This is a genomic window from Erwinia piriflorinigrans CFBP 5888 (assembly GCF_001050515.1).
In the GTDB taxonomy this organism is placed as follows: domain Bacteria; phylum Pseudomonadota; class Gammaproteobacteria; order Enterobacterales; family Enterobacteriaceae; genus Erwinia; species Erwinia piriflorinigrans.
The window spans coordinates 543,778-566,686 of the sequence record NZ_CAHS01000015.1; the positions used below are offsets into that span (position 1 = coordinate 543,778).

Consider the following 22,909-nt stretch of genomic DNA (forward strand, 5'->3'; position numbering starts at 1 on the left):
ATAAATACTGTACAGTTTTATCATCCTGCAACAGGGCATTAATCGGGTTTCTCGTCTACGCTTAACGCTTTCTCTAAGCGTTATGTCTCAACGTTTATCTGCTTTATATCGTCCTGCACAGGAGCTGTCGATGACAACTGAAACGTCCGGCTATCCACGCCGCCAGCCGCAACTCTCGCCACAGGAAACCCGCTTATGGAACTGGGCACAGAATGCGACGCTGGCTGAAAAAAACCAGCAGGTGCGCCCCATCAGCGAAAAAGAGTTGCAAACCCTGTTAAAAAACTGCCGGGGTCGGGTGCGACTGACGGGGAGCAAAATGTCCCCCGGACGGATGTTGTCAATTGCCGGACAAGACGATCTGCTGATTGATATTTCTGCGCTGCGTGGTCTTATCAGCAGCGACGATCGTAGCGCGACTTTCGCCGCCGGTACTCCTCTGCACGAAGTTTATCAGGTGCTCAATGATATGGGCCGCATCCTCCCGGCTTCGCCCGGCGTCATCGATGTACAAACCCTGGGCGGTGCGCTGGCAACCGGCACGCACGGCCAGGGGCTTGGTCAAAGCTCTATCGGCGATGAGGCGCTAAGTTTCCGCATGGTACTGGCAAATGGCAGCGTCCAGACGTTCGACCGCCAGCATCCGTGGTTCCATGCGGTACAGGTTGGTCTTGGTTGCCTCGGAGTGGTGACCGCAGTGACGCTGCGTACCCGGCCAGCAGAGGTATATACCTGCTTTAAGTATGCCGTCAGCGCCGACACGTTAGAAAGCGATTTGCTGACATGGAACCGTGATTATGCGTTAAGCAAAGCCTGGTGGTTCCCCGGTGAGAATCAGGTACATCTCTGGGCGGCACGCGTAGCAAATAATGCTGAACGGGCACAGTATCAGGCCAATCAGCAGGAACTGGTGGTGCAAGAGCAGACAAGCAATACCATGAACCAGACGATTGACCAGACGCTGAAAGAGATGCGTAGCGATACACAAATCACAGACGAAAACGGTAAACCGTTCAGAACCGTTACTCGTTTTAAAGATTTCTCCGACGTGACGGGTAACATTTATCAGGTTTTCTGTCGCGGTATTGCCACACCCCAAATTAACGTAGAGATCGCCATCCCTGTGGCGCGTGTTGGCGCGGTCATCGAACGCATTAAACGTTGGCATCAGCAAACCCAGCCTCATATGCACTATCCAGTGATCCTGCGTTGTACCGGGGCCTCTGAAAGCTGGCTCAGCCCTTCCTGGCAGCAGGAGAGTTGCTTCTTTGGATTTGTGGTCTACTACGCCGAAGATGGTTCGCTCTCATCCGAGGGGGTGGATTTCTTGCAGCAAATAGAAAAACTGTTGGCCGAAGAAGGGGGCCGCCCGCACTGGGGGAAATACTTCGACGCCTCGCTTTATCAGTGGCAGGACATCTACCCTCAGTGGCAGGCGTTTTGTGCCGTGCGCGAAGCCATGGATCCGCAGCATAAATTTAGCAATGCATTCAGCGAACGACTGCTGAATGGAGGAGCAGAGTGATGAAAGCATGGGTAACTTTACTGACGCAGCCGGATTACATGGTGGGGGTACGCGCCCTGCACGCCTCGCTGCGGGCTTGTCACAGCCGCTACCCGCTGGTTGTCATGGTCACCGGGAATATCGGTAACGCGCAGCGTCAGCAGCTGGAGCAGGAAGGTTGCCTGCTGCGTGCTGTTGACCCACTCCATCCCGACCCGAAGTTAACCCACAGTTACGCCAATGCGCGCTTTTCCGAAGTCTGGACCAAGCTGGCAGTATGGACGTTAACCGAATTCGAGCGCGTTGCCTTTCTTGATGCCGATATGCTGGTCACGCAAAATATGGATGAGTTGTTCAGCCTTTCGTTACCGACAGGAACTCTTGCCGCCTGCCACGCCTGCCGCTGTAATCCCAATAAGATTGCCAGCTACCCGGCAGACTGGGTACCGGAGAACTGCTTCTACAGCTGGTGCACGGGAGTGGATCACGTCCAGCAGTTGGATAAAGTGGATAACTACCTGAACGGCGGTTTTCTGTTGCTTACACCGGATAAGGCGGTTTTTGCAGAGATGCTGGCGCAGCTCTCCGCACTGGACGACCTGTCAGGTTATCTGTTTGCCGAACAGGACTTCTTAAATCAGTTCTATCACGGACGCTGGCAGCCGCTGCCGTGGATCTACAACGCGCTTAAAACGTTGCCGCATCAGCACCCTGCCGTCTGGGATCTGTCACGGGTAAAAAATATCCATTATATCCTTGATAAGCCCTGGCAGAAGTCGCCGGATAAGAACGATCCCTACGATGCGCTAGACCAGCTGTGGCGAGAGATTGCGCAGCCACTGCCGGTAGCTGATTGAGGGTTAGCTAAAATAGGGAGTGGCCTGACGTATTCTATCCGTCTCTCCGGCATCGGTAATACTGCCGGTCACTCTTATCCTCTCCCGGCTATGTGCCAGAAAAACGGTGACCGATACCTTGAGTATCACCGGGGTCAACAGGTAAGAAGCGTCCAACCAAATATCATCAACGATAAATACATTTTTTCCATTTTTGCAAAGTTATTGCACTATGCATTTTATTCGATAACTGATTATTTTTATTATCGACAGTTAATCAGAATATATTAAATCACCCTGGACGTTAACATCAGAGCTCTGGACAGTCATACCCAATAGCATCACTGCCCAGCAAATAATCCTATTGCTGATTTTCATCAATGTGCAGCAAGACAAGTTTAGGAAGTTTCTAATTTAAAATAAAAAAACGGCTGGCATAATTTACCTTAGTTATATTAAGGATTAATATTATGATGAACAACCTGACAAAGATCTCTTTTTTACTCATCCTTTCTACCGGAATGAGTGAAGCAAAAGATCTCAGAAAAGTATCTGAGCCGCAATACCCCGCAGTCTGTAGCGTTCTGCAGGCGGGTCAGGCAATAAGCACCGATGCAATACAAAAAGCGCTTAATGCCTGCCCGCAAGGTCAGGCGGTGAAACTGCAAAAATCAGCCAGCAGCGCGGTAATTACCAGCGGGCCGTTAAGCCTGCCGTCGGGCAGAAATCTCTGGGTGGACGCCGGTGTGACATTAAAGGCGGTTAACAATGCTGCGGCCTATGACAATGGCAAAAACTCTTGCGGGGTGCTGAATAACAGCGGCAAAGGCTGTAAGGCCTTTATCACCGTTTCAGATGCCAAAAACAGCGGCATTTACGGCAAAGGGACAATTGACGGTCAAGGCGGCGTGACCTTACAGGATAAAAAGATTGCCTGGTGGCAGCTTGCCGCACAGGCAAAAGTAAAATCGATGAAACAAAATGCCCCGCGTCTGATTCAGATCGATAACAGTACTGATTTTACCTTATATGATATTACCCTGACTAACTCCCCCAATTTCCATGTTGTCTTTAATCAAAGCAATGGATTGACGGTTTGGAATACCACCATCAACACGCCGCGAGATGCAAGGAATACCGATGGCATCGACCCCATTTCATCTAAGAATGTGACTATCGCCCACAGCAATATCTCTACGGGCGATGATAATGTCGCTATCAAGGCTTATACCCATAAAGGCAACTCGCAAAATATATCCGTTATTCATAATACCTTTGGCTTCGGGCACGGCATGTCGATTGGCAGCGAAACAAATGGCATCTATGATGTGCTGGTTGACGATTTAACGTTAAGCGGCACTGATAATGGCCTACGTATTAAGAGCGATAAATCAAATGCCGGTGAGGTGGATGGCGTGACCTATAAAAACGTCACCATGACCAACGTTAAAAGACCGATCGTCATTGATACCGTCTATGAAAATAAAACCGGTTCGCAAAAAGCAGACTGGAAAAACATCAGCTACCAGGATATTACCTCGACAGGAGCCGGTGTGGTTAACCTGAATGGACAGAATGCCAAACAGAAAATCGTTGTCAAAATGACCAACGTTAAGCTCGATCCGGCAACAAAATATACCCTCAACAATGCTGAAATCGTTAAATAAATAGCCTGTTATATCCTGCACCCTGTCCGGGTGCAGGATTTCAATCCGGCATTCTCAAATTAGACAAACATGGTCTCGCAACCGGATGAATCACTAAATTCAACCTGTAAAGAGCGTGGAGAACCGTCCAGTCTGTAACTGGTTAGAATGAGATCGACATTGCCATCATCACTGGCAGCCACACTACAGTAAAAGTTATCTTTCGTTCTGAATGTCGCCATTCCCGGACCGAAATCGACATGTCCTTCCACATACCAGTAATCAAAAGGTGAAAATGCACCGGTCGTATATTTAAATTTCGTACCAGCAGTCCGGCCTCCCGTTGGTATATGGCTAAAGTTCGTAGACTGCCTGCCAAATCGGCTTGTGCTATGAACAACGGTAAGGGCGATAATCTCATTAGAGAAACCCTCGATTTTGTTATGCACATAATATGTGCCGGCATGGTCGGTCATTCTTTGTACATCTTCGGGGGTGATTTTTACCCGAAAATCAGGGCTAGCTAAATTTTTTTCCATTTTAATTATTCCTTTTTAAGTGATAGTCATTTATTTACCCCATGCCAAACATGAGATTTATTTGAACCAATGATGTCAGGATAGAAGCATATTGAATTATCGATTTCAGCCACTTAAACAGGATGAGTTTATAAAAAATAGCCAATCCTGTTGACCACAAAAACCATAACCGCAATTTTATTTTTTTCAAAAAAAAAGGAATCAATTTATTTATTCAAAGTATGAATTTCTGTTCTCTTATTTTTATCATCACAATTTGTATTCCAAGCCAAAACAAGCAGGATTTACAGAGCATTAATCCAGTACTGAGCCTGTACTCGGTGGCATCACTGATTTTTTAATCAAAGAATTTTAATGTTCAGCTATAGAATATAAAAACTTGAGAAGTTTCCCGTTAAGCCTGCCATCGGGAAAAATCTCCAGGTTCTGTGAAAATAATGGTCGGTTCGTAAAAACAGACTGGAAAATATCAGCCATCTGGATATGGGTGAATATCACGCCGCAGTCCCACTCATTTATTAATATCTATATTAGTACCCCTGTTCCCGGTTAACTACGCCGACCATGTTTTCTCCTGCTTCAAAGCGGCGAATATTCTCCAGCAACGCGTTAACCGCGCTTTCGGGCTGGGTCTGACTGGCGATATGTGGCGTCAACCAGATATCCGGCCGCTGCCAGAAAGGATGCCCGTCGGGCAGCGGCTCCGGTGCGGTTACGTCCAGCACCGCCGCGCTCAGCTGCCCGTTATCCAGCGCGTCGATCAAGTCCTGATGGTTAAGCTGTGCGCCCCGTCCCACCTGTACCAGCGCCGCCCCCAGCGGTAGCTGTTGGAAAAGTTCAGCATTCAGCATCCCGCAGGTGCTGGCGGTAAGGGGCAGCAGACAGATCAGGATATCGCTACGTGCGAGGAATGCGTTACGTTGCCCATCGCCCGACCAGCAGCGCACGCCGGGTAGAATGCGTGGGGTGCGACTCCAGCCGCCGCAGTCAAAACCCAGTGCCACCAAGGGTTGCAGTACCGCTTCACCCAAGCTACCCAGCCCCATCACCCCAACCCGCCGTTTTGTACTTGTTGGAGCTGAGTGCGCCTGCCAGATGCCTATGCGCTGCTGTTGCAGGTAGCGCGGCATATCACGATGCAGGGCGAGCACGGCAAAGGTCACATACTCAACCATCCCTGCAATCAAGCCCGGTTCGACCATTCGCACCACCGGCAGGTGTGGCGGCAGGCTAGCGTAATCAAACTGGTCGGCTCCAGCCCCTACGGAGAAAAGCACTTTCAGGTTGGGGAACTGCTGCATGATATTGTCCGGCGGTTGCCAGGCCACCAGGTACTCCACTTCACGCGGGTCGCCGACGTCTGGCCACTGGTGAAAGCGGGCGGCAGGCGCGAGTTCGGCCAACAGCGCAGCCCACTGTTGGCCACGTTGAGGGTCTGATTTATAGACAATATTCATCAGGCCATCGCCTGGCTCATCAGCCCGAAGGTGTGCATACCGCCCGCTTCCGGCTGCCATGGCTTGCCTTTATACATGGTGGTTGGGGCATCGACCTGCACCATCCCCAACTCATTCAGCCACAGGGCCAGCCCTGCCGTCCCCCCGCTATCAATACGTACAAACTGCCCTTCAAGACCACGCAACAGCTGGCCGATCAGCAGCTGGGCCTGCATCAAATGAGCGGCAACCACTGGGCCGATGGCATAACCGTGACCAAACCGGCGCAAACCGGCAAACCCGGCCGCCATGTCGTCTTCCTCCAGTATCAGCACGCGCTGCGCGCTGGCAAGCAGCTGGCCTATCAGCGGCGAGCGATCCTGTCCCAGCGCCTGACGATCGAGAGCAATCAGTAATGCCGCATCCTCCGGCGTGGCATGGCGCAGCCGCTGCCGCGCTGAACAGGAGATGGGGGGCACCGCTGCCAAAGCACAGCTTTCATGTTGCAACACCTGGCCGCTGGCAACAAAACCCAGCTTTTCATACAGCGGCTGCCCCTCCGGGGTAGCGTGCAGACGCACGCGACGGTCGCCCAGCGGTTCCAGCGTGGCCTGCAACAACAGCTTGCCGATACCGCGCCCCCGGTAGCCCGCATCGACAATCACCAGGCCGAGAGTGGCGTAGTCGCGCCCCCAGCGCCAGCACAGCGTAGTACCAACCGGCGTGCCGTTTTCCAACGCGACCAGCCCCTCTCCCAGCAGCAGCATTTGCTGCCAGTCGACCCGGCGGTGTGGCCACTGTAGCCGTTGCGTCAGGGCAAACGCCGCATCCAGATGGCTTTCATTCATGGTAGCCAATTCAATTGTCATCTCTGCTCCTTGCCGCCCGTTTCAAACACCCATAGTACAGGCAGCTTGACGGCTAATGAAAGTTATCGCCTACAATCCGGGTCACCATGCAGCCATTTTTCACCACGATAATCTCATGACGTATCGAGCGGAGGGAGGATATAAAGGTTTTGCCCGTCAGACGAGGATAAAAATTTTTAGTGAAACAGGCTGCGGAAAGAGAAAATAATCAGCATTATTCCGCCGCCTATATTGACGTATTTTTCCAGCATGCGTGGATCTACCTTTCTGGCCGAGAACACCAGCGTGTTGCTCACGGCGATAAGCCAGATGCTCATAACGATGATATGTAGCGAGGCCAGCAGCAGATAAGCACTGATTTCCCCGTGACTGCCAGCAAACTGACTGACCACGGTCAGATAAAACATAATGGCTTTCGGATTTATCACGTTAGCCAGCCATGCGCCTTTGAGCGTCACGACCGCAGCCGTGCAGCCGAGCGAGCTGCCCTGGGGTTGACAACCACTGCGGATCAGCTGAATTCCCAGCCACAGAAGATAAGCCGTTCCGGCCAGTTTCAGCAGGCCAAAAACGACTGGAGAGGCGATCACTAAGGCGCTGATACCGAAGCTGATAAGCAGAGCATGGGTATAGATGCCGAGGGCGGTTCCGGCCAGCGTGGTGAGAAGCCCTCTCAACCCACCCGCTAAGGCGCTATTCATTACCAACGTGAAACTCGCGCCGGGGGAGAGCGCGACGGGTAAAAGTGCGGGGATAAAGCCAACTAAATTGAGATCCATATGGCTGAACATTAGATGATAAGCGCCAGGCTCACCAGTGCCACAGCAGAAATCAGTGAACTCTTAGAGTCGGTTTCGCCCAATATCAACGAGATGGAACCGCTATTCAGCCCCACCCGTCAGGCTTGCGCTAATCATTCGGCCACGCTCAGATTTGAAAATCGATCGCCGGTTCTTCTTCACCCAGCGACAGCGCCTGACGTTTGATCTCCTCGAGCGACAGGTTAGCGTTGCACAGCTCCAGGAACTGCCAGACAAAATTACGCTGCAACTGGCCGCGCTTCAATCCCAGCCAGACGGTGTTTGATTCAAACAGGTGGCGCGCATCCAGCCGGGTGAGCAAAGAGTGTTCATCCAGCTGGCAGGCCTGATCCGCCAGTATCCCAACCCCTAACCCCAGTTCGACGTAAGTTTTCACCACATCAGAATCCTGCGCACTTAGCACGATATCCGCCTGCAAACTGGCAGCCTGGAAGGCGCGGTCGACCTTTGAACGCCCGGTGATCCCCTGACGGTAAGTAATCAGCGGGTAGCGACCCAGCGCGGCCAGCGACACCGGCTGCTGCTGTTCCAGCTCATGTCCTTGCGGTACCAGCAGCGCATGATGCCAGCTGAACCACGGGAACGCGGCCAGCGCCGGGTTATTCACCACCTGCTCACTGGCAATACCGATATCTGCCTCGCCGGTCATCAGCATGGACACGATCTCCTGTGGCGACCCCTGATTAAGCTCAAGACGAACGTTGGGATAGAGCACGCGGAACGCCTTGATCACCTTTGGCAAACTGTAACGCGCCTGGGTATGGGTGGTGGCGATGGTCAGCACGCCGCTGGACTCATTAGTAAACACATCCGCCAGGCGTCTGACCTTACCCGCTTCATCAAGAATACGCTCGGCAATGGTCAACAGCGCTTTGCCCGGTTCGGTCATCCCCAATAACCGCTTGCCCCGGCGGATAAAGATCTCAACGCCCAGCTCATCTTCCAAATCTCGAATGTGTCGACTAACGCCAGACTGAGAGGTAAACAGCGCATTCGCCACGTCGGTGAGATTAAATTCACAGCGCGCCGCTTCTTTAATGATTTTAAGTTGCTGAAAATTCACCAATTTACCTCAATTTGTTATCTACTGATAAATGCCATGTTAAGGAGACAAATCGATAGCAACAAATAATAAAAAGAGGTTTTATATGTCTTTTAGCGATAAGGCATCAAGCAAGGCGCGCACTCACACGCCCGACATCAGGGGGGATTAACTTGCCAGCTGTAGCTGGCGGTCTTCTACCGTTGGCTTGTTCAGCAACGCTAACAGAATGCTTTTTACCGCCTGAGCAGCAGGTGACAGCGGCTGTCTGGCGGAGAAGTTGAGTGATAGCGGCAGATTCAGCGTTGGATTAATGATACGCGCCATCCAGGCATGTGTTGAACTTACCAGCGCACGTGCGGCAGATTCAGGCAGCACGGATGCGCCCATTCCGCTGGAAATCGCGGCAGTGAGGGTGGCTATCGATTCAATTTCTCCGATAATGCGCGCGCTGAGACGGCGTAACGCGAAGGCTTCATCGACGCGCTTGCGCACTGCGCTATAATCACGCGGCAGGAACAAACCCATCCCGGCTGCATCAGCGAGGTCAACGCTTTGCCCCGGACAAAGACCGGTGCCAACAAGCCAGAGTTCTTCTTTCATCAGCGGAATGCTGGTAATGCCAGCCGTCGGCGCGCGCTCATGCAGCACCGCCATGTCAAGCTGTCCATTCATCACTTTTTCGTTTAATGAAACGCCGCTATTCTCGTGAAGATATACCAATACATCCGGGAACTGTTCACGAACGGTTTGCAGCAGAGGCATGGTCAGCGATGCTGCCGCCGGTCCCGGTGCGAAACCAATGGATACCTGCCCGGTCATCACCTGTCCGGCATTGATCACCGCCGTCTGGGCCTGTTCGCACTGACGCAAAATGGTTCGTGCGTGCGAATAGAGAATTTTACCCGCTTCGGTAGGGGTGACACCGCGCTTGGTGCGGATAAGCAGCTTCTGATCCAGCTCGTTTTCCAGCGTAGCCACCTGCTGGCTAAGAGCGGGTTGAGCAATATGCAGGACTTCCGCCGCCTGAGTCAGGCTGCCGGTATCGACGATAATAACGAAATACTTCAGTCGTCTTAAATTCATTATACCTCCGTAGCACATCCCTGGGTGCCATTGGTGCTGGCGATTTATAATAAGTTTTCATTCTGACTCACAGGTATGAGCAAGGAACATGCCAAAAGATAACTAATGCATAGGAACATTAAAATATTCCTACTAACAGACGGAGAAATAAACGAATCTAATGAACTGCGGCCGGGCGTTGTTTCACCGCTGCGAGAGGGTATTGAAAACCTTGCTCATTGATGGTGCAGTAATGCGATCCTACTGTGCAGGCTGGCGCGGGGGGTGCGCCATGATCATTCGCCAATCCCCAACGGCACCCGATACGGTGCGCCGGGGACCAGCAGCCGATAGGACTAACGTTTCTTGCGGTTGCGATACATATCAATGGACACTGCCGCAACGATAATCATGCCTTTGATAATATCCTGCATATAGGCATCGACCCCGACGAAGGTAAAACCACTTTTAATCAGCCCGAGTATTATCGCACCGATCAGAGTACCGGTAATGCGCCCCACGCCGCCCATCAAACTGCTGCCGCCGATCACCGCTGCGGCGATCGCATCCAGCTCGTAGGCCAGCCCCATGCTTGACTGACCGCTGCTGACGCGTGCCGCCAGCACCACCCCTGCCAGGCCAGATAATCCCCCTGCCACGGTATAGACAATCACCAGATATTTACTGACGTTGATCCCCGAGACCTTCGCCGACACCATATTGCCGCCGATGGCATAAACATATTTACCGTAGCGGGTGTGCTTCAGAGCAATATGGAAGATAACGGCTACCACCAGAAAGATAATCACCGGCATCGCACCTTGGCCAACGGCGGTAAAACCGTCGGAAAGGAAGCTGATGGGGTTGCCCTGGGTGTAATACTGCGCCAGCCCACGGGCAGAGACCATCATGCCCAGCGTGGCAATAAAGGGGGGAATTCCCGTTTTGGTGATCAGCACACCGTTAACAATGCCGCATATCAGCCCAACCCCAATACCGGCACCAATCGGTAGCGCGGCAGGCATGTTGACCAGCGAAGGAAACATGGGTGAAAGACTCTCGGATGTTTGGGCCAGGCTGGCTGCGACCACTGCCGCTAAGGCAATTACTGAACCGGAAGAGAGGTCAATTCCGGTGGTAATAATCACCTGAGTCACCCCCACCGCAATAATCCCGATGATGGCGACCTGGAGCACAATCAGTACCAGACGGTTTGGATTCATCAGAAATGACTGATCGCGCACATACCAGCCGAAGGCTTCAAAAACCAGCGCAATTCCCACCATGACCAGAAAGATACCGGTATCTTTCGGCAACTTACTTTTCAGCATGCCGAACCATGAAACCTCATCAGAGTATTGCCCGCTCATTTTCACATCACTCATATTTTTTCCCTCAGCGGCCTATTCGGACGCTAATGACAAAATAGTTTCCTGGTCAGCGTCCTCTTTATTGAGGATGCCGGTAATGCGCCCGCCGTGCATCACCATCACGCGGTCGCTCATACCAATAATTTCCGGCAACTCGGGTGAGACCATAATGATAGCGACACCACGGCTTGCCAGTTCGCCGATCAGACGGTAGATCTCCGCTTTCGCCCCGACATCGATACCCCGGGTGGGTTCGTCAAGAATAAGAATTTTGGGTTGTGCCAACAGCCAGCGGGCGATCAATACCTTCTGCTGATTACCGCCGCTCAGGTTATTAATGATCTGGTCCATCGTTGGGGTCTTAATATTTAGCCGCTTTATCTGCTCCAGACAATCGTTCGCCATATCGCTATGGTTGACGAAGCCTCCTTTTGCACTGTAGTGGGACATCTTAACGATGCTCATGTTTTCCATCACCGACAGCACCAGGAACAGGCCCGACTTTTTACGATCTTCGGTCAGGAACGCCAGCCCCTTATCAATGGCGCTAGCCGGTGAATCAATGGTCGTCGGCACCCCGTCGATGAGTATCTGCCCGCTGTCTGTCGTCGTCATACCAAACAGGCTTTCCATCACTTCGCTGCGCCCTGCTCCCACCAGCCCCGCGACCCCGAGGATCTCTCCACGGCGCACGCTGAAACTGATATCGTGGAAAACCCCGCTTCGCGTCAGATTGCGCACCGTCAGAACGTCTTCGCCGATCGTGCTGTGCACTTTGGGAAACAGCTGTGTCAGTTCGCGCCCCACCATTTGCGTAATCAGCGACTGACGCGTGTAGTTTGCCGTGGCGTCGCTGCCCACCCAACGACCGTCACGAAATACGCTGACTTCATCGGTAATGGCAAAAATTTCATCCATCTTGTGACTGATATAGATGATGGCTTTGCCCTGCTCACGCAGGTTGCGAATAATGGTGAACAGATGCGCCACTTCGGTTTCGGTTAACGCCGAGGTCGGTTCATCCATGATGACGATATCCGCGTTCCATGATACCGCTTTAGCTATCTCCACCATCTGTTGCGCGGCAATACTGAGTGAGCCAACCATTTGATCCGCACGCAGAGCAATATTCAGTTTCACCAGCAGCTGTTGAGTTAAACGGTTGAGGCTTTTGCGATCGACGAAACCAAATTTCATCGGCTCCCGACCCAGCCAGATATTTTCCGCCACCGTCATATGCGGAACCAGATTAAGCTCCTGATGGATCATGGAGATCCCTGAACGCAACGCGTCCAGCGTATCGGCAAACTGTACTGGTTGTCCCTTAATACGGATTTGCCCCTCATCCGGGCGGTAAATTCCGATCAGACACTTCATCAACGTTGATTTACCCGCACCATTTTCTCCCATCAGGGCATGTACCGTTCCCGGTTTGATATGTAGGGAAACGTTGCTCAATGCCTTAACGCCCGGAAAAAATTTGCTGATACCCTCTGCCTCAAGCGCATATGTGATCATCGCAACATCCCCTTAGCCCGAGTGCGGGAATAGTCATTTCAGATTCTGGCTGGTGAACGTCGTGTAATTATCCGCAGTGATCAGCTTGAACGGGATATCGACAACTTGCTGTACCGGTTCATCCTTCACTAGCTTAACCGCTGTCTGTACGGCACCCACACCCTGGCCTTTAGCATCCTGGAAGACGCTGACCACCATCTTGCCGTTTTTAATCATCTGCAACGCATCGGGCGTGCCGTCAACCCCGGCAACCAGGATACGATCGGCGTTTTTACCCAGCGCCTGCAAAGCACCGATAGCCATTTCGTCGTTGTTTGAGGCGATAGCCTGAATATCATCCCCCGCCGTCATCCAGTTACTCACCACGTCGACCGCATCATTACGGGTGAATTTCGCCGTCTGCTCTTGCACCACCTTCAGGCCGGGATATTTCGCCACTACCGCTTTCACGCCTTTGGTGCGCTCGCGCGTTGATTCATTGGCCAGATCGCCCAGTAAAATCGCCACATTGCCTTTGAAATCCATACGCTTAGCTAACGCCTCCATCTGAAGACGCCCGGCCTGTTCGGAGTCAGACCCGACAAAGGCCGTTTTTCCAACCAGTTGGCTGGCGGGCTTACGGTTGACAAATACCAGAGGGATGCCGGCTTTGGCCGCAAGGTCAACGATGGGTTTCACCGCGTTAGTGTCCACCGGGTTAATAATAATGGCGTCAACATCCTGACCGATAAAGTTCTGTACCTGCTGCAACTGTTGCGCAACATCACCTTTGGCATCTTCAATCTGCCCTTTTATCTGCTCTGTTTTCATCTCCTGTGAGATAGCGTTACGCACAATAGTCAGAAAGTTGTCATCAAACAGCGCCATTGAGACACCAAACTGTAAATCCTTGGCCAAGCTGGTAGCAGGCAACATACAGACTAACAGCGACGCTAAAATGGTTTTTCTTATCTTCATAGCAATGCCCTTTTTATTCAGGTGTACGCAAAGTGTGTGAAACAGCGAATGAAAAATTTCTTTTATTTTCACTGAACACCACCTGCGGAAACACAAACGTTTATGGAAGAGAAGTGTGATTTTTACTGGCGATAAGCACATTCGCTAATAGTGTATAAATTACTTATAAAACAGAATTTTGCACAAAAACAATCCATAAAAAACCGATGAAAAATACAGGCCTCAAAAATGATTGATACGTTTATTTCATTATTTAATCAAGTGAAACTATTAACATAAAATCATTGAAACGATTATTTTGAAACAGGCAGATCACTAAAATTTGACGCACATCTAACATCGGTGGTGAAAACGTGACGAAGTGGGATCTGACGCAGGGGAAGAAGGGAGTTTTTCACATCGCCATGCCAGCGTGCTGTTTTTATCAGCAAACGCATTTGGTGGAAGGAATAGTACTTTGACATTTATACGCTGCGCCGTTAATATGCGCCCCGTTCACACGATTCCTCTGTAGTTCAGTCGGTAGAACGGCGGACTGTTAATCCGTATGTCACTGGTTCGAGTCCAGTCAGAGGAGCCAAATTTAAGAAACCAGATGCTTTTGGGTATCTGGTTTTTTGCTTTTTATCAATGGGTTATCCCTTCCCACTTATCTACTCACGTCTGTTAAAAAACACTCGAAGACACTGTTAAATCCTAAAGTCCAAGATCGCTAAGAGTCGGATGATCGTCAGGACGTCTTCCCAGCGGCCAGTGGAACAACCGCTCAGATTCATCGATAGGCATATCATTTAAACAGGCGAAACGGCGATTCATCAGTCCGTCCTCACCGAATTCCCAATTTTCATTGCCGTAAGATCGATACCAGTTTCCGCTGTCATCATGCCATTCATACGCGTAACGCACGGAAATTCGATTTTCTGTAAATGCCCAAAGCTCTTTAATCAGGCGATAATCCTGTTCTTTCTTCCATTTTCGTTCCAGAAATGCCTGAGCTTCATCTCGGTTAGTCGCGAATTCTGTTCGGTTTCGCCATTGAGTATCCGCTGAATAGGCTAGCGCGACTTTAGCAGGATTACGGCTATTCCAGCCATCTTCAGCCAATCTGACTTTCTCAATGGCACTTTCACGGGTGAAAGGCGGTAAAGGGGGGCGTATATTCATTCGGGCGACCTCATGATGATATCAAGTAGACAGGTTTGTTTACCCATAGTAGAGCATGCAAACTGACAACCCAATCGACGATCTCTGTCAACCGCAGAGTGGCGTTCAAACCATGTTACCCCGGCCACTTCTGACAGGCAAAATGACTTGACGCACGGAAATAATTTACTATATTCATGACAATAGGATAATTCCTACCAATACAGAACAACGACTTTCTGATGGCGTTTGTTACTCCATTTTCGGCAACACTGGCCTCGATTGACTTCTGTATCGGAATATTTTGCGTTCAATATGATGAAATCCAAAAGGAAAGCGTATGAAATTATGGAATAAAACCCTGCTTGCTTCTGCTATCTGTCTGCTGATTGCAGGCTGTGACGATGCATCAAAGGTGGATGCTAACCTTGATAAGGCGAAAGACAATGCCGCGCAGATCAAAGACGCTGCGTCCGATAAAGCCAGTGCGGTTGAAAAAGAGGCGGATAAGCATATTGACGCCATAAAGCAGGAGGCGTCTACCCAGGCTCAGCAGCTGGCCGATAAGGCTAAAGCGATCAAAGCTGAGGCGGATAACAAAGCAGCCTCGCTGTCAGAAGAAGCCAAAAACAAAGCTGATGCCATCAAGGCTGATGCTAAACAGAAAAGTGATCAGATTGTCCAGCAGGCAAGCCAGATCAAGGATAATGCCATTGCCGGGGCTAATACTCTGGCTTCAGATGCAGCCGGTCAGGCAAAAGAGATTAAAGACAGTATTCAGCCAAAAGAGTCTGATGTTCAGCCACAGGCTGGCAACTCACAACAACAATAAGTGCTAAAAACTGCCTGACAAGTCGCCGGAAATGGGCATTTTATCCTTGCCCTCCCCGGCCTCCGTGGAATGGGGCAGCGGCCCATTGCGATGGGCTGCCATCATCGACTCAATCGTCATTTAAAGGGGCTGTATGCCCCTTTTCCTTGCAAGGACACAATATGATCTACTATGCGATTGTTCTGCTCAAATTTATTATCGGTTTCGTGGTGGTTATTTCACACCTCAACTTTTCCGGCAAAACTCAACTCTCTCAAATGACTCCCGTTGATTTCATCGGCAACTTTGTGCTTGGTGGGATTATTGGCGGTGTGATTTACAGCGATGCCATTCCTATGCATCAGTATATTCTGGTTCTTCTGATGGGTGTCACCCTGATATCTCTGTTGAACTGGATCAGCAAACATATTTGGTTCTTCCGTTCCTTTACCATAGGCGAACCGATCCCAATCATCAAGAATGGTAAGTTCTTGATGGATAACATCCTTAAAAGAAAGAATAAAATTGATATATTAAACGTTGCCTCTCAACTTCATTCTCAGGGGATTCACTCCTTCCAGGAGATCCGCTACGCCCAGATTGAACCCAGCGGCTCTCTTTCCGTGGTTTGCGAAGGGGGAAAAATGCCTTCGGTGATATTGATGAAAGACGGTACGCCGAGATTTTCGGAGTTAAACGGCATTGATAAAGATGAAGAGTGGCTGGACGCCAGGCTGGAGAAAATAGGCGTTAACCGCGATGATGTTTTTATTGCTGAATTCTGGGACGGTAAGCTGACCTTTATTATGAAAAATGGTGACGTTAAGCGCAACATTGAGTAATAAAGCGATAACCCGGTGATTGCCAATGATGATGACCAGCCAGGCTGGTCATTAAGGCTATTTCAGCAGCGGATTTTTTTTCAGCGAAAGAGCGTTCATAAAGGTGTCATCCAGCTTCAGATGCTGCCTCACCAGTTCTGGAGGCGTACTGGCCAGCCACTGGTTGAGAGAAATATCGGCATAGTAATCACTTTTAAACAACTCCAGAAAACGCAGAGGGGTACTGCCGGTATTCTCAACATAATGCCCCATCGCGAAGGGAACATACCCTACGTCACCCGCCCGGTAGTTAAAGGTTCTGGCCTGACCTGAGGAGGCAAAAACGCCCATACGCCCCTCGCCTTCGAGATAATATTGCCATTCATCATTATTAGGATGCCAGTGTAATTCACGCATTCCACCCGGCTCAATTTCCACCAGCGCTGCCGCAATGGTTTTTGCTATCGGAAAGTTTGAAGAGTCAGTGATACGCACCGTTCCGCCCGGTGCTCTGATGGGCTCCTGGGCCAGCATGCGGTGGGTAAAGGCGATCTTTGATTTGGCCGCGCCGGTGATACTGTCTCCGGCCAGGCTACCCGGCACCTTTCCCGCGAAGATATATTCGTCAGCAGGGGAAGGAAGATTAGAAAATGTCGAAACAGGCACCTGAAAGTTTTTGGCCAGAATATCCGCCGGAATATGTTTAAACCAGTCGGAGAGTAAAAAGGTGCTGTCCTCATCAAAACTTCCGTCGTCAAACGCCAGTAAAAACTGACAGCCCTCAGCGCCAATCCCCTGAATAGAGTGCGGTACACCGGGTGGGAAATACCATAAGTCGCCAACGCCGATATCATCGACAAACCAGCCTCCGTCGGTGTCAAATGCGGTGACGCGCGCGTTCCCCCAGGTCATGTAGGCCCACTCCCCCTCCTTATGCCAGTGAAGTTCCCTGATGCCACCCGCATTCAGGCGCATATCAACGCCGGCAATGGTGGTTGATATGCCCAGCTCACGCTGGGTAACCTGCCGCGTCCAGCCGCCGCTGCTTTTGCGCACATGCGCATCGCTGAATGAAAAACGCAAATTGGGCAATGTGCCGCTATCGGTTATCGGTGGGTTGAGGATGTCCGGATTTTCTGCCTCCCGGACGGGATCGTGCGGGCCGGGGTCCCTGCCGCCAGATGCGGGATTGGCGGGATAAGATTTGATGCTGTCGTCATGTGCGTAAACCTGACCGGCAGCCAACGCCACCGTCCCACCCGCTGCGAACGCCATAAAACGTCTTCTGGAGAGTTTATTCATCACTGATATTCCTTAATCCATGTCATTGTGACGCTGGAAACTATTTAACCAGCTAAACAGCTATAATCAGGATCGGGAATAATCAGGGCATCGGATATGTAACAATTTACCGCTCAATAAGAAATATCATTGGTTCAGCAAAGCATCCCCACGACCATACTCCAGCTGATAATATCAAGATTTATTTAACGTTATAAATTGCGATTATCGCTAAAATAGCCAATCGCAGCCATTAACCTTTTCTTTTCTTATGATTTAAATTAATTAAATTTAACATTCTGACTCATTTTATAGGATAAATTCTGTTGGCTTTAGCTGCTCTACCGACTGCATCCTTCATCTCCCTGAACGCCATTTCGTCAGCTATCTCACGGGTGCTATCCTTTTATTGTTGTCTTCGGTTAGTCTGTGCAACAAACCTGTAAATGATGCAAGGAGTTTTCATGACTCACCCCGAAGTGCGATCCCTGACGGTTAACGAAGCGCTTGATGCCCTTGAAAACCAGTACAACGCGGCGGTAGAAGCTCTGCGTGCTGCCATTACCGCTTTTATCGATAATGGCAGCCTGCCGGATCCGGTTCAGCGCGCCGCCGGACTGTTTGTCTACCCGCAGCTGCGCGTCAGCTGGAACGGCAGCGCACCGGTGCAGCGCCTCACCCGCGCCTTTGGTCGCTTCACTCGTGCAGGCTGTTACAGCACCACCATTACCCGCCCGGCGCTGCTGCACCACTATCTGAGTGAGCAGCTCAATATGTTGAGCGGCGAATATCCGATTGAGATCGCGGTATTGCCGTCACAGCAGGAGATCCCCTTCCCATACGTGCTCGATGGTTCCGATCTGGCGCTGGACCGCAGTATGAGCGCCGGTATCGCCAGGCATTTCCCCACCACCGAACTGTCGCAGATTGGCGATGAAAATGCCGACGGCCTGCTGACACCGGGAGAAACCTTCCCTCTGTCGCACTTTGATGCGCTGCGCACGGATTTCTCTCTGGCACGTTTACGCCACTACACCGGGACTCCGGTGGAGGATTTTCAGCCCTACGTGCTGTTTACTAACTACACACGCTACGTAGATGAATTTGTGCTGTGGGCCTGCGCGCAGATCGCCGACCCCGCATCGCCGTACCAGACCCTGTCCTGTGCAGGCGGCACCACCATTACCCGCGACACCTTACATCCGGAACAAGCGGTATCCGATCTGGCGTGGAAAAAGCACCAGATGCCGGCCTGGCACCTGACCGCCGAAAATGGTCAGGGCATCACGTTGGTTAATATCGGCGTGGGTCCGTCAAATGCGAAAACCATCTGCGACCACCTGGCGGTACTGCGTCCACATGCCTGGCTGATGATTGGGCACTGCGGCGGGCTGCGTGAAAGCCAGACCATCGGCGACTATGTATTGGCTCATGCCTATCTGCGCGACGATCATGTGCTGGACGCGGTGCTGCCGCCGGATATCCCGATCCCAAGCATTGCAGAGGTTCAGCGCGCGCTGTATGACGCCACCAAACAGGTGAGCGGTATGCCGGGCGAAGAGGTAAAACAGCGTCTGCGTACCGGCACCGTGGTGACCACTGACGACCGTAACTGGGAGCTGCGTTACAGTGCCTCGGCGCTGCGTTTCAATCTCAGCCGGGCGGTCGCGGTAGATATGGAAAGCGCCACTATCGCTGCCCAGGGTTATCGCTTCCGCGTCCCTTATGGCACGCTTTTGTGTGTCTCAGATAAACCGTTACACGGCGAGATTAAGCTGCCGGGCCAGGCAAACCGCTTCTATGAAGGGGCGATCTCCGAGCATCTGCAAATCGGTATTCGTGCTATCGATCTGCTACGTGCCGAAGGCGATCGGCTGCACTCGCGCAAACTGCGCACCTTTGACGAGCCGCCGTTCCGTTAACCCCCTGAGTGACACCTGTCACCGTTACAGGTGTCACAATTTGCGTCACTTTCGCGCTCACTCAACGGCAGATGACCTTCTGTAGCCCTGTTGATCCTCATTCCGATCCTGGCACGCTTTTCGCATCACCCTCCCCGAGCGCCTTTACCGGTCACCAATAGGTGACAATGGGCAGGCAGTTATCCAATCTCAAGGGAAATAAGATGAAAGCAGCACGTTGGCATAAAGCCCATGATATTCGCGTGGAAGATATCGAAGAACCCCGGGTCAGTGCAGGCAAAGTAAAAATCAAAATTGCCTGGACCGGCATCTGCGGCAGCGATCTGCATGAATATCTGGCTGGCCCTATCTTTGCTCCGGTCGGCAAGCCGCACAAGCTGAGCCATGACGAAGCCCCCATCGTGATGGGCCACGAGTTTTCGGGTCAGGTGGTTGCGGTGGGTAACGGCGTCACGAAAGTGAAAGTGGGTGAACGCGTGGTGGTCGAGCCAATCCTCTCCTGCCGCACCTGTGAAGCCTGCCGCGAAGGTAAATACAATCTGTGTGCAGACCTCGGTTTTCACGGTTTATCGGGCGGCGGCGGCGGTTTTTCCTCCTTTACCGTGGTCGACGAACACATGGTGCATCCCATGCCAGAAGGACTCTCATATGAGCAGGGCGCGCTGGTTGAACCGGCAGCCGTTGCGCTGCACGCAGTGCGGATGAGTAAGCTCAAGGTCGGAGATAAAGCGGCGGTGTTTGGCGCGGGGCCGATTGGCCTGTTGATGATCGAAGCGCTGCGTGCAGCGGGTGCCTCAGAAATTTATGTGGTGGAGCTGTCGCCGCAGCGTGCAGAAAAAGCGCGTGAGCTGGGGGCAAACGTGGTTATCGACCCCAGCCAGCAGGACGCGGTAGCGACCATTCGTGAACGCAGTCAAGGCGGGGTGGATGTGGCTTTCGAAGTGACCGGCGTGCCGGTGGTGCTGAAACAGTGCATTGACAGTACGCGCTATGAAGGCGAAACCATTATTGTTTCCATCTGGGAGGGCGAAGCCTCGTTCCACCCGAATAAAGTGGTGCTGGCCGAACGTAGCGTGAAGGGTATCATCGCCTATCGCCATATTTTCCCGGCGGTGATGGAACTGATGACCCAGGGTTATTTCCAGGCTGAAAAGCTGGTGACCAAACGTATCGATCTGGCAGACCTGGTGACCGAAGGGTTTGAAACGCTGGTGAAAGAGAAGAACCAGGTGAAAATTCTGGTACGTCCGCCACAATAAACGCGCCGTAACTGTCGCCGGGGAGCACAGCCGCATATGGCAGCCCTCCGGCGAGGGTGACATTTATTGTTGTCGGGGCGAAACAATACCAAAGCGCTGCATACGGCGGTACAACGTCATACGACTGATCCCCAATTGACGAGCGGCGGCGCTGTGGTTCCAGCGGGCGGCGCGCAGATGTTGGATAAGCCTCAATGCTTCCTGTGACAGTTCAGGCCGATCGCACAAGGTGTGCTCTGCTAACGGCCTTCCCCCAATCCCGTCCGGCAGATCGCCGGCTTCAATACGCCCGCCGTCACATATCGCCATCGCATAGGCCAGAGCATTGCTTAGCTCACGCAGATTACCGGGCCAGTCGTGCTGATGCAGGCACTGCCGCGCGGCCGCCGACAGCTGCACCGGTGCATCAAGCATATTGTCGATCAGCCAGTCAAGATCGCGGCGCTGGCGCAGTGGCGGCAGGGAAATATGCGCGCCCTGCAAACGGTAAAACAGGTCGGCGCGAAAACGCCCCTGCGCAACCAGCTGGTCTAGCGCGTGATGAGACGCCGAAATCACCCGGATGTTAACCGCCACCGGGCGAGACGCCCCCACCGGCAGCACTTCCTGCTCCGCCAGTACGCGCAGCAGGCGCGTTTGCATTTTCAGCGGCATATCACCGATTTCATCAAGAAACAGCGTTCCGCCATCAGCCTCCTGGATCAGACCACGCCGTCCCTTACTGCCCGCCCCGGAAAAGCTGCCCGGCAGATGGCCAAACAGCTCGCTTTCGATCAGCTCGGCCGGGATAGCAGCACAGTTAACGGCAACAAACGGCCGGTTGCTACGTTCGCCCGACTGATGAAAGGCTTTGGCAAAGTACTCTTTCCCGCAGCCGGTTTCGCCGTGAACCAGCAGATTCAGACGCGCATTCAACAGGCGTGCCGCGCGCTGCAACTGCATCTGTAACCCCCGATCCCCGCCGCACAGTGCTGCCAGCGGAGCGGGCAACGCCTGCGCTGCCATTGGCATCAGCTGCCCTGGCCTTGTGGCAGGCTGTTGTGCGCTGGCATAGAGTTCTGACCCGCTATTGCACAACGCCAGCGTTTTCTGATGACCACTGGCGCTGGCCAGCCACTGCGGCAAACTGTCGATGGAGGCGGTAAACAGCTGTTCCATCGGCCTGCCCAGCAGCATGCCGCCGCCGGAAGAGGACGCCGGGCAGAGCGCCAGCTCTTGTTCCAGCATAAGTCGGGCGCGCTGATTACCGCCGGATAGGCGTCCAGCCGCGTCAATGGCTATCAGAAAATCTGGATTAAGCCCAGCTGAGGGCGATGGGCTAAGTTTCAGTATCCAGTCATCGCGGTGGCGATATACCAACCAGGCGCTTTCAATCTGCTGCGCAGCCAGTCGGGCAAGCTGTAATGCCAGCAGCTGGCTGGATTTAGCCTGCGGGGAACTCAGCGCCGAAATATCCAGCACCGCAATAAGCTGCCCCTGAGGATCGAACAGCGGCACGGCGGAGCAGGTCAGCGCGATATGCGCCACGTCGAAGTGATCGGCCTGATGCACGGTCAGCGCCCTGCCCGTCGCCAGCGAAGTGCCCACCCCACAGGTTCCCATCCAGGCTTCAGACCACTGCGCTCCCAGATACAGTCCGGCACGGCGCAGCCCGCTCTCCGCCGTATTATCCCCGAGATAGTCGACGGTCACCCCCTGCGCATCACTTAGCAGCACCACATAACCCGCTCCGGCAATCTGTTGATAGAGCGCCGTCAACGCATGACGGGCAATGCCGCGAAACTCTTCCATGCGATCGCGATGTTCACGCAGCTGTGTCCACGGCAGGATACGCGCTTCCTGCATTCGGCCAGGCTCCAAACCGTGAAGCTCAATGCAGCGCAGCCAGGAGTCACGGATAGTCCGATCGTGTTGATGCTCCGCCGTGGATGGCAGGTTTTCGCGTGTACTGGCTACCACGGTGGCAATATGTTCGCGCTGGCTCTGGTTCACGGGCCTTTCTCCTGTGGAGAGTGGGAATGACAACGTTTATTTATGCGCTAACAGGATACGCTTATTGGAACGTTACT

The 22,909-nt window shown here is 52.4% G+C and carries 19 protein-coding genes and 1 tRNA gene; 8 read left to right on the forward strand and 12 right to left on the reverse strand.

From position 1 onward, the window contains the following. The first annotated feature begins 130 nt into the window (after nt 1-130). From EPIR_RS10700 to EPIR_RS10710, 3 genes are all read left to right on the forward strand, one after another. On the forward strand, nt 131-1,525 hold the full coding sequence (locus EPIR_RS10700) for a D-arabinono-1,4-lactone oxidase (RefSeq protein WP_023655414.1): 1,395 nt from the start codon (nt 131-133) through the stop codon (nt 1,523-1,525). Then, complete coding sequence (locus EPIR_RS10705; RefSeq protein WP_023655415.1) at nt 1,525-2,361, forward strand: glycosyltransferase family 8 protein; 837 nt, start codon at nt 1,525-1,527, stop codon at nt 2,359-2,361. The genes EPIR_RS10700 and EPIR_RS10705 overlap by 1 nt, the downstream gene beginning before the upstream one ends. Before the next feature lie 452 nt (nt 2,362-2,813). Continuing rightward, complete coding sequence (locus tag EPIR_RS10710; protein WP_048697503.1) at nt 2,814-4,007, forward strand: glycoside hydrolase family 28 protein; 1,194 nt, start codon at nt 2,814-2,816, stop codon at nt 4,005-4,007. A 59-nt stretch (nt 4,008-4,066) separates the two neighbouring features. Here EPIR_RS10710 and EPIR_RS10715 read toward each other — a convergent pair whose 3' ends face one another. The 9 genes from EPIR_RS10715 to EPIR_RS10755 form a co-directional block, all read right to left on the reverse strand. After that, nucleotides 4,067-4,525: a hypothetical protein gene (locus EPIR_RS10715; protein WP_048697357.1), complete on the reverse strand. Its 459-nt coding sequence runs from the start codon at nt 4,523-4,525 to the stop codon at nt 4,067-4,069. A 530-nt stretch (nt 4,526-5,055) separates the two neighbouring features. After that, on the reverse strand, nt 5,056-5,982 hold the full coding sequence (locus tag EPIR_RS10720; RefSeq protein ID WP_048697360.1) for a 2-hydroxyacid dehydrogenase: 927 nt from the start codon (nt 5,980-5,982) through the stop codon (nt 5,056-5,058). Next, nucleotides 5,982-6,830, reverse strand: a complete 849-nt coding sequence (locus tag EPIR_RS10725; RefSeq protein ID WP_023655419.1) for a GNAT family N-acetyltransferase — start codon at nt 6,828-6,830, stop codon at nt 5,982-5,984. Before EPIR_RS10725 ends, EPIR_RS10720 begins: the two co-directional genes overlap by 1 nt. A gap of 176 nt (nt 6,831-7,006) precedes the next feature. After that, nucleotides 7,007-7,609, reverse strand: a complete 603-nt coding sequence (locus EPIR_RS10730) for a LysE family translocator (protein WP_048697505.1) — start codon at nt 7,607-7,609, stop codon at nt 7,007-7,009. Between the two features lie 148 nt (nt 7,610-7,757). Beyond that, entirely contained in the window at nt 7,758-8,714 is a 957-nt protein-coding gene (gene cbl, locus EPIR_RS10735; RefSeq protein ID WP_023655422.1) for an HTH-type transcriptional regulator Cbl, read from the reverse strand. A gap of 147 nt (nt 8,715-8,861) precedes the next feature. Next, complete coding sequence (gene nac, locus EPIR_RS10740) at nt 8,862-9,779, reverse strand: nitrogen assimilation transcriptional regulator NAC (protein WP_048697362.1); 918 nt, start codon at nt 9,777-9,779, stop codon at nt 8,862-8,864. 335 nt (nt 9,780-10,114) lie between these two features. Then, nucleotides 10,115-11,128: an ABC transporter permease gene (locus EPIR_RS10745; RefSeq protein WP_420834761.1), complete on the reverse strand. Its 1,014-nt coding sequence runs from the start codon at nt 11,126-11,128 to the stop codon at nt 10,115-10,117. 33 nt (nt 11,129-11,161) lie between these two features. Beyond that, the gene (locus EPIR_RS10750) at nt 11,162-12,646 is read right to left on the reverse strand and encodes a sugar ABC transporter ATP-binding protein (RefSeq protein WP_023655425.1); all 1,485 of its coding nucleotides are present in this window, start codon (nt 12,644-12,646) and stop codon (nt 11,162-11,164) included. A gap of 33 nt (nt 12,647-12,679) precedes the next feature. Then, nucleotides 12,680-13,603, reverse strand: coding sequence for a sugar ABC transporter substrate-binding protein (locus tag EPIR_RS10755; protein ID WP_023655426.1), 924 nt, complete (start codon nt 13,601-13,603; stop codon nt 12,680-12,682). 504 nt (nt 13,604-14,107) lie between these two features. Here EPIR_RS10755 and EPIR_RS10760 point away from each other — a divergent pair. After that, nucleotides 14,108-14,183 (forward strand) — tRNA-Asn (locus EPIR_RS10760). Between the two features lie 116 nt (nt 14,184-14,299). On the opposite strand, the gene EPIR_RS10765 is transcribed toward EPIR_RS10760, so the two are convergent. After that, complete coding sequence (locus EPIR_RS10765; RefSeq protein ID WP_023655427.1) at nt 14,300-14,767, reverse strand: nuclear transport factor 2 family protein; 468 nt, start codon at nt 14,765-14,767, stop codon at nt 14,300-14,302. Between the two features lie 319 nt (nt 14,768-15,086). On the opposite strand from EPIR_RS10765, the gene EPIR_RS10770 reads away from it, so the two are divergent. Then, nucleotides 15,087-15,578, forward strand: a complete 492-nt coding sequence (locus tag EPIR_RS10770) for a hypothetical protein (RefSeq protein ID WP_023655428.1) — start codon at nt 15,087-15,089, stop codon at nt 15,576-15,578. Nucleotides 15,579-15,739: 161 nt separating this feature from the next. After that, on the forward strand, nt 15,740-16,399 hold the full coding sequence (locus EPIR_RS10775; RefSeq protein ID WP_023655430.1) for a DUF421 domain-containing protein: 660 nt from the start codon (nt 15,740-15,742) through the stop codon (nt 16,397-16,399). A gap of 57 nt (nt 16,400-16,456) precedes the next feature. Here EPIR_RS10775 and EPIR_RS10780 read toward each other — a convergent pair whose 3' ends face one another. Further along, entirely contained in the window at nt 16,457-17,680 is a 1,224-nt protein-coding gene (locus tag EPIR_RS10780; protein WP_023655431.1) for a cupin domain-containing protein, read from the reverse strand. Nucleotides 17,681-18,123: 443 nt separating this feature from the next. Between EPIR_RS10780 and EPIR_RS10785 the strand changes: the two genes are divergently transcribed. Further along, complete coding sequence (locus EPIR_RS10785; protein WP_023655432.1) at nt 18,124-19,581, forward strand: AMP nucleosidase; 1,458 nt, start codon at nt 18,124-18,126, stop codon at nt 19,579-19,581. Nucleotides 19,582-19,784: 203 nt separating this feature from the next. Further along, nucleotides 19,785-20,840, forward strand: coding sequence for a 2,3-butanediol dehydrogenase (locus tag EPIR_RS10790; protein WP_023655433.1), 1,056 nt, complete (start codon nt 19,785-19,787; stop codon nt 20,838-20,840). 63 nt (nt 20,841-20,903) lie between these two features. Here EPIR_RS10790 and EPIR_RS10795 read toward each other — a convergent pair whose 3' ends face one another. After that, on the reverse strand, nt 20,904-22,832 hold the full coding sequence (locus EPIR_RS10795; RefSeq protein ID WP_023655434.1) for a sigma-54-dependent Fis family transcriptional regulator: 1,929 nt from the start codon (nt 22,830-22,832) through the stop codon (nt 20,904-20,906). Nucleotides 22,833-22,909: the final 77 nt, after the last annotated feature.

Excerpts from the sequence above, each read along its gene's own strand:
- EPIR_RS10700 (WP_023655414.1), top strand. The coding sequence starts at position 131 with ATGACAACTGAAACGTCCGGCTATCCACGCCGCCAGCCGCAACTCTCG.
- EPIR_RS10705 (WP_023655415.1), top strand. The coding sequence starts at position 1,525 with ATGAAAGCATGGGTAACTTTACTGACGCAGCCGGATTACATGGTGGGG.
- EPIR_RS10710 (WP_048697503.1), top strand. The coding sequence starts at position 2,814 with ATGAACAACCTGACAAAGATCTCTTTTTTACTCATCCTTTCTACCGGA.
- EPIR_RS10715 (WP_048697357.1), bottom strand. The coding sequence starts at position 4,525 with ATGGAAAAAAATTTAGCTAGCCCTGATTTTCGGGTAAAAATCACCCCC.
- EPIR_RS10720 (WP_048697360.1), bottom strand. The coding sequence starts at position 5,982 with ATGAATATTGTCTATAAATCAGACCCTCAACGTGGCCAACAGTGGGCT.
- EPIR_RS10725 (WP_023655419.1), bottom strand. The coding sequence starts at position 6,830 with ATGACAATTGAATTGGCTACCATGAATGAAAGCCATCTGGATGCGGCG.
- EPIR_RS10730 (WP_048697505.1), bottom strand. The coding sequence starts at position 7,609 with ATGGATCTCAATTTAGTTGGCTTTATCCCCGCACTTTTACCCGTCGCG.
- nac (WP_048697362.1), bottom strand. The coding sequence starts at position 9,779 with ATGAATTTAAGACGACTGAAGTATTTCGTTATTATCGTCGATACCGGC.
- EPIR_RS10745 (WP_420834761.1), bottom strand. The coding sequence starts at position 11,128 with ATGAGCGGGCAATACTCTGATGAGGTTTCATGGTTCGGCATGCTGAAA.
- EPIR_RS10750 (WP_023655425.1), bottom strand. The coding sequence starts at position 12,646 with ATGATCACATATGCGCTTGAGGCAGAGGGTATCAGCAAATTTTTTCCG.
- EPIR_RS10755 (WP_023655426.1), bottom strand. The coding sequence starts at position 13,603 with ATGAAGATAAGAAAAACCATTTTAGCGTCGCTGTTAGTCTGTATGTTG.
- EPIR_RS10765 (WP_023655427.1), bottom strand. The coding sequence starts at position 14,767 with ATGAATATACGCCCCCCTTTACCGCCTTTCACCCGTGAAAGTGCCATT.
- EPIR_RS10770 (WP_023655428.1), top strand. The coding sequence starts at position 15,087 with ATGAAATTATGGAATAAAACCCTGCTTGCTTCTGCTATCTGTCTGCTG.
- EPIR_RS10775 (WP_023655430.1), top strand. The coding sequence starts at position 15,740 with ATGATCTACTATGCGATTGTTCTGCTCAAATTTATTATCGGTTTCGTG.
- EPIR_RS10780 (WP_023655431.1), bottom strand. The coding sequence starts at position 17,680 with ATGAATAAACTCTCCAGAAGACGTTTTATGGCGTTCGCAGCGGGTGGG.
- EPIR_RS10785 (WP_023655432.1), top strand. The coding sequence starts at position 18,124 with ATGACTCACCCCGAAGTGCGATCCCTGACGGTTAACGAAGCGCTTGAT.
- EPIR_RS10790 (WP_023655433.1), top strand. The coding sequence starts at position 19,785 with ATGAAAGCAGCACGTTGGCATAAAGCCCATGATATTCGCGTGGAAGAT.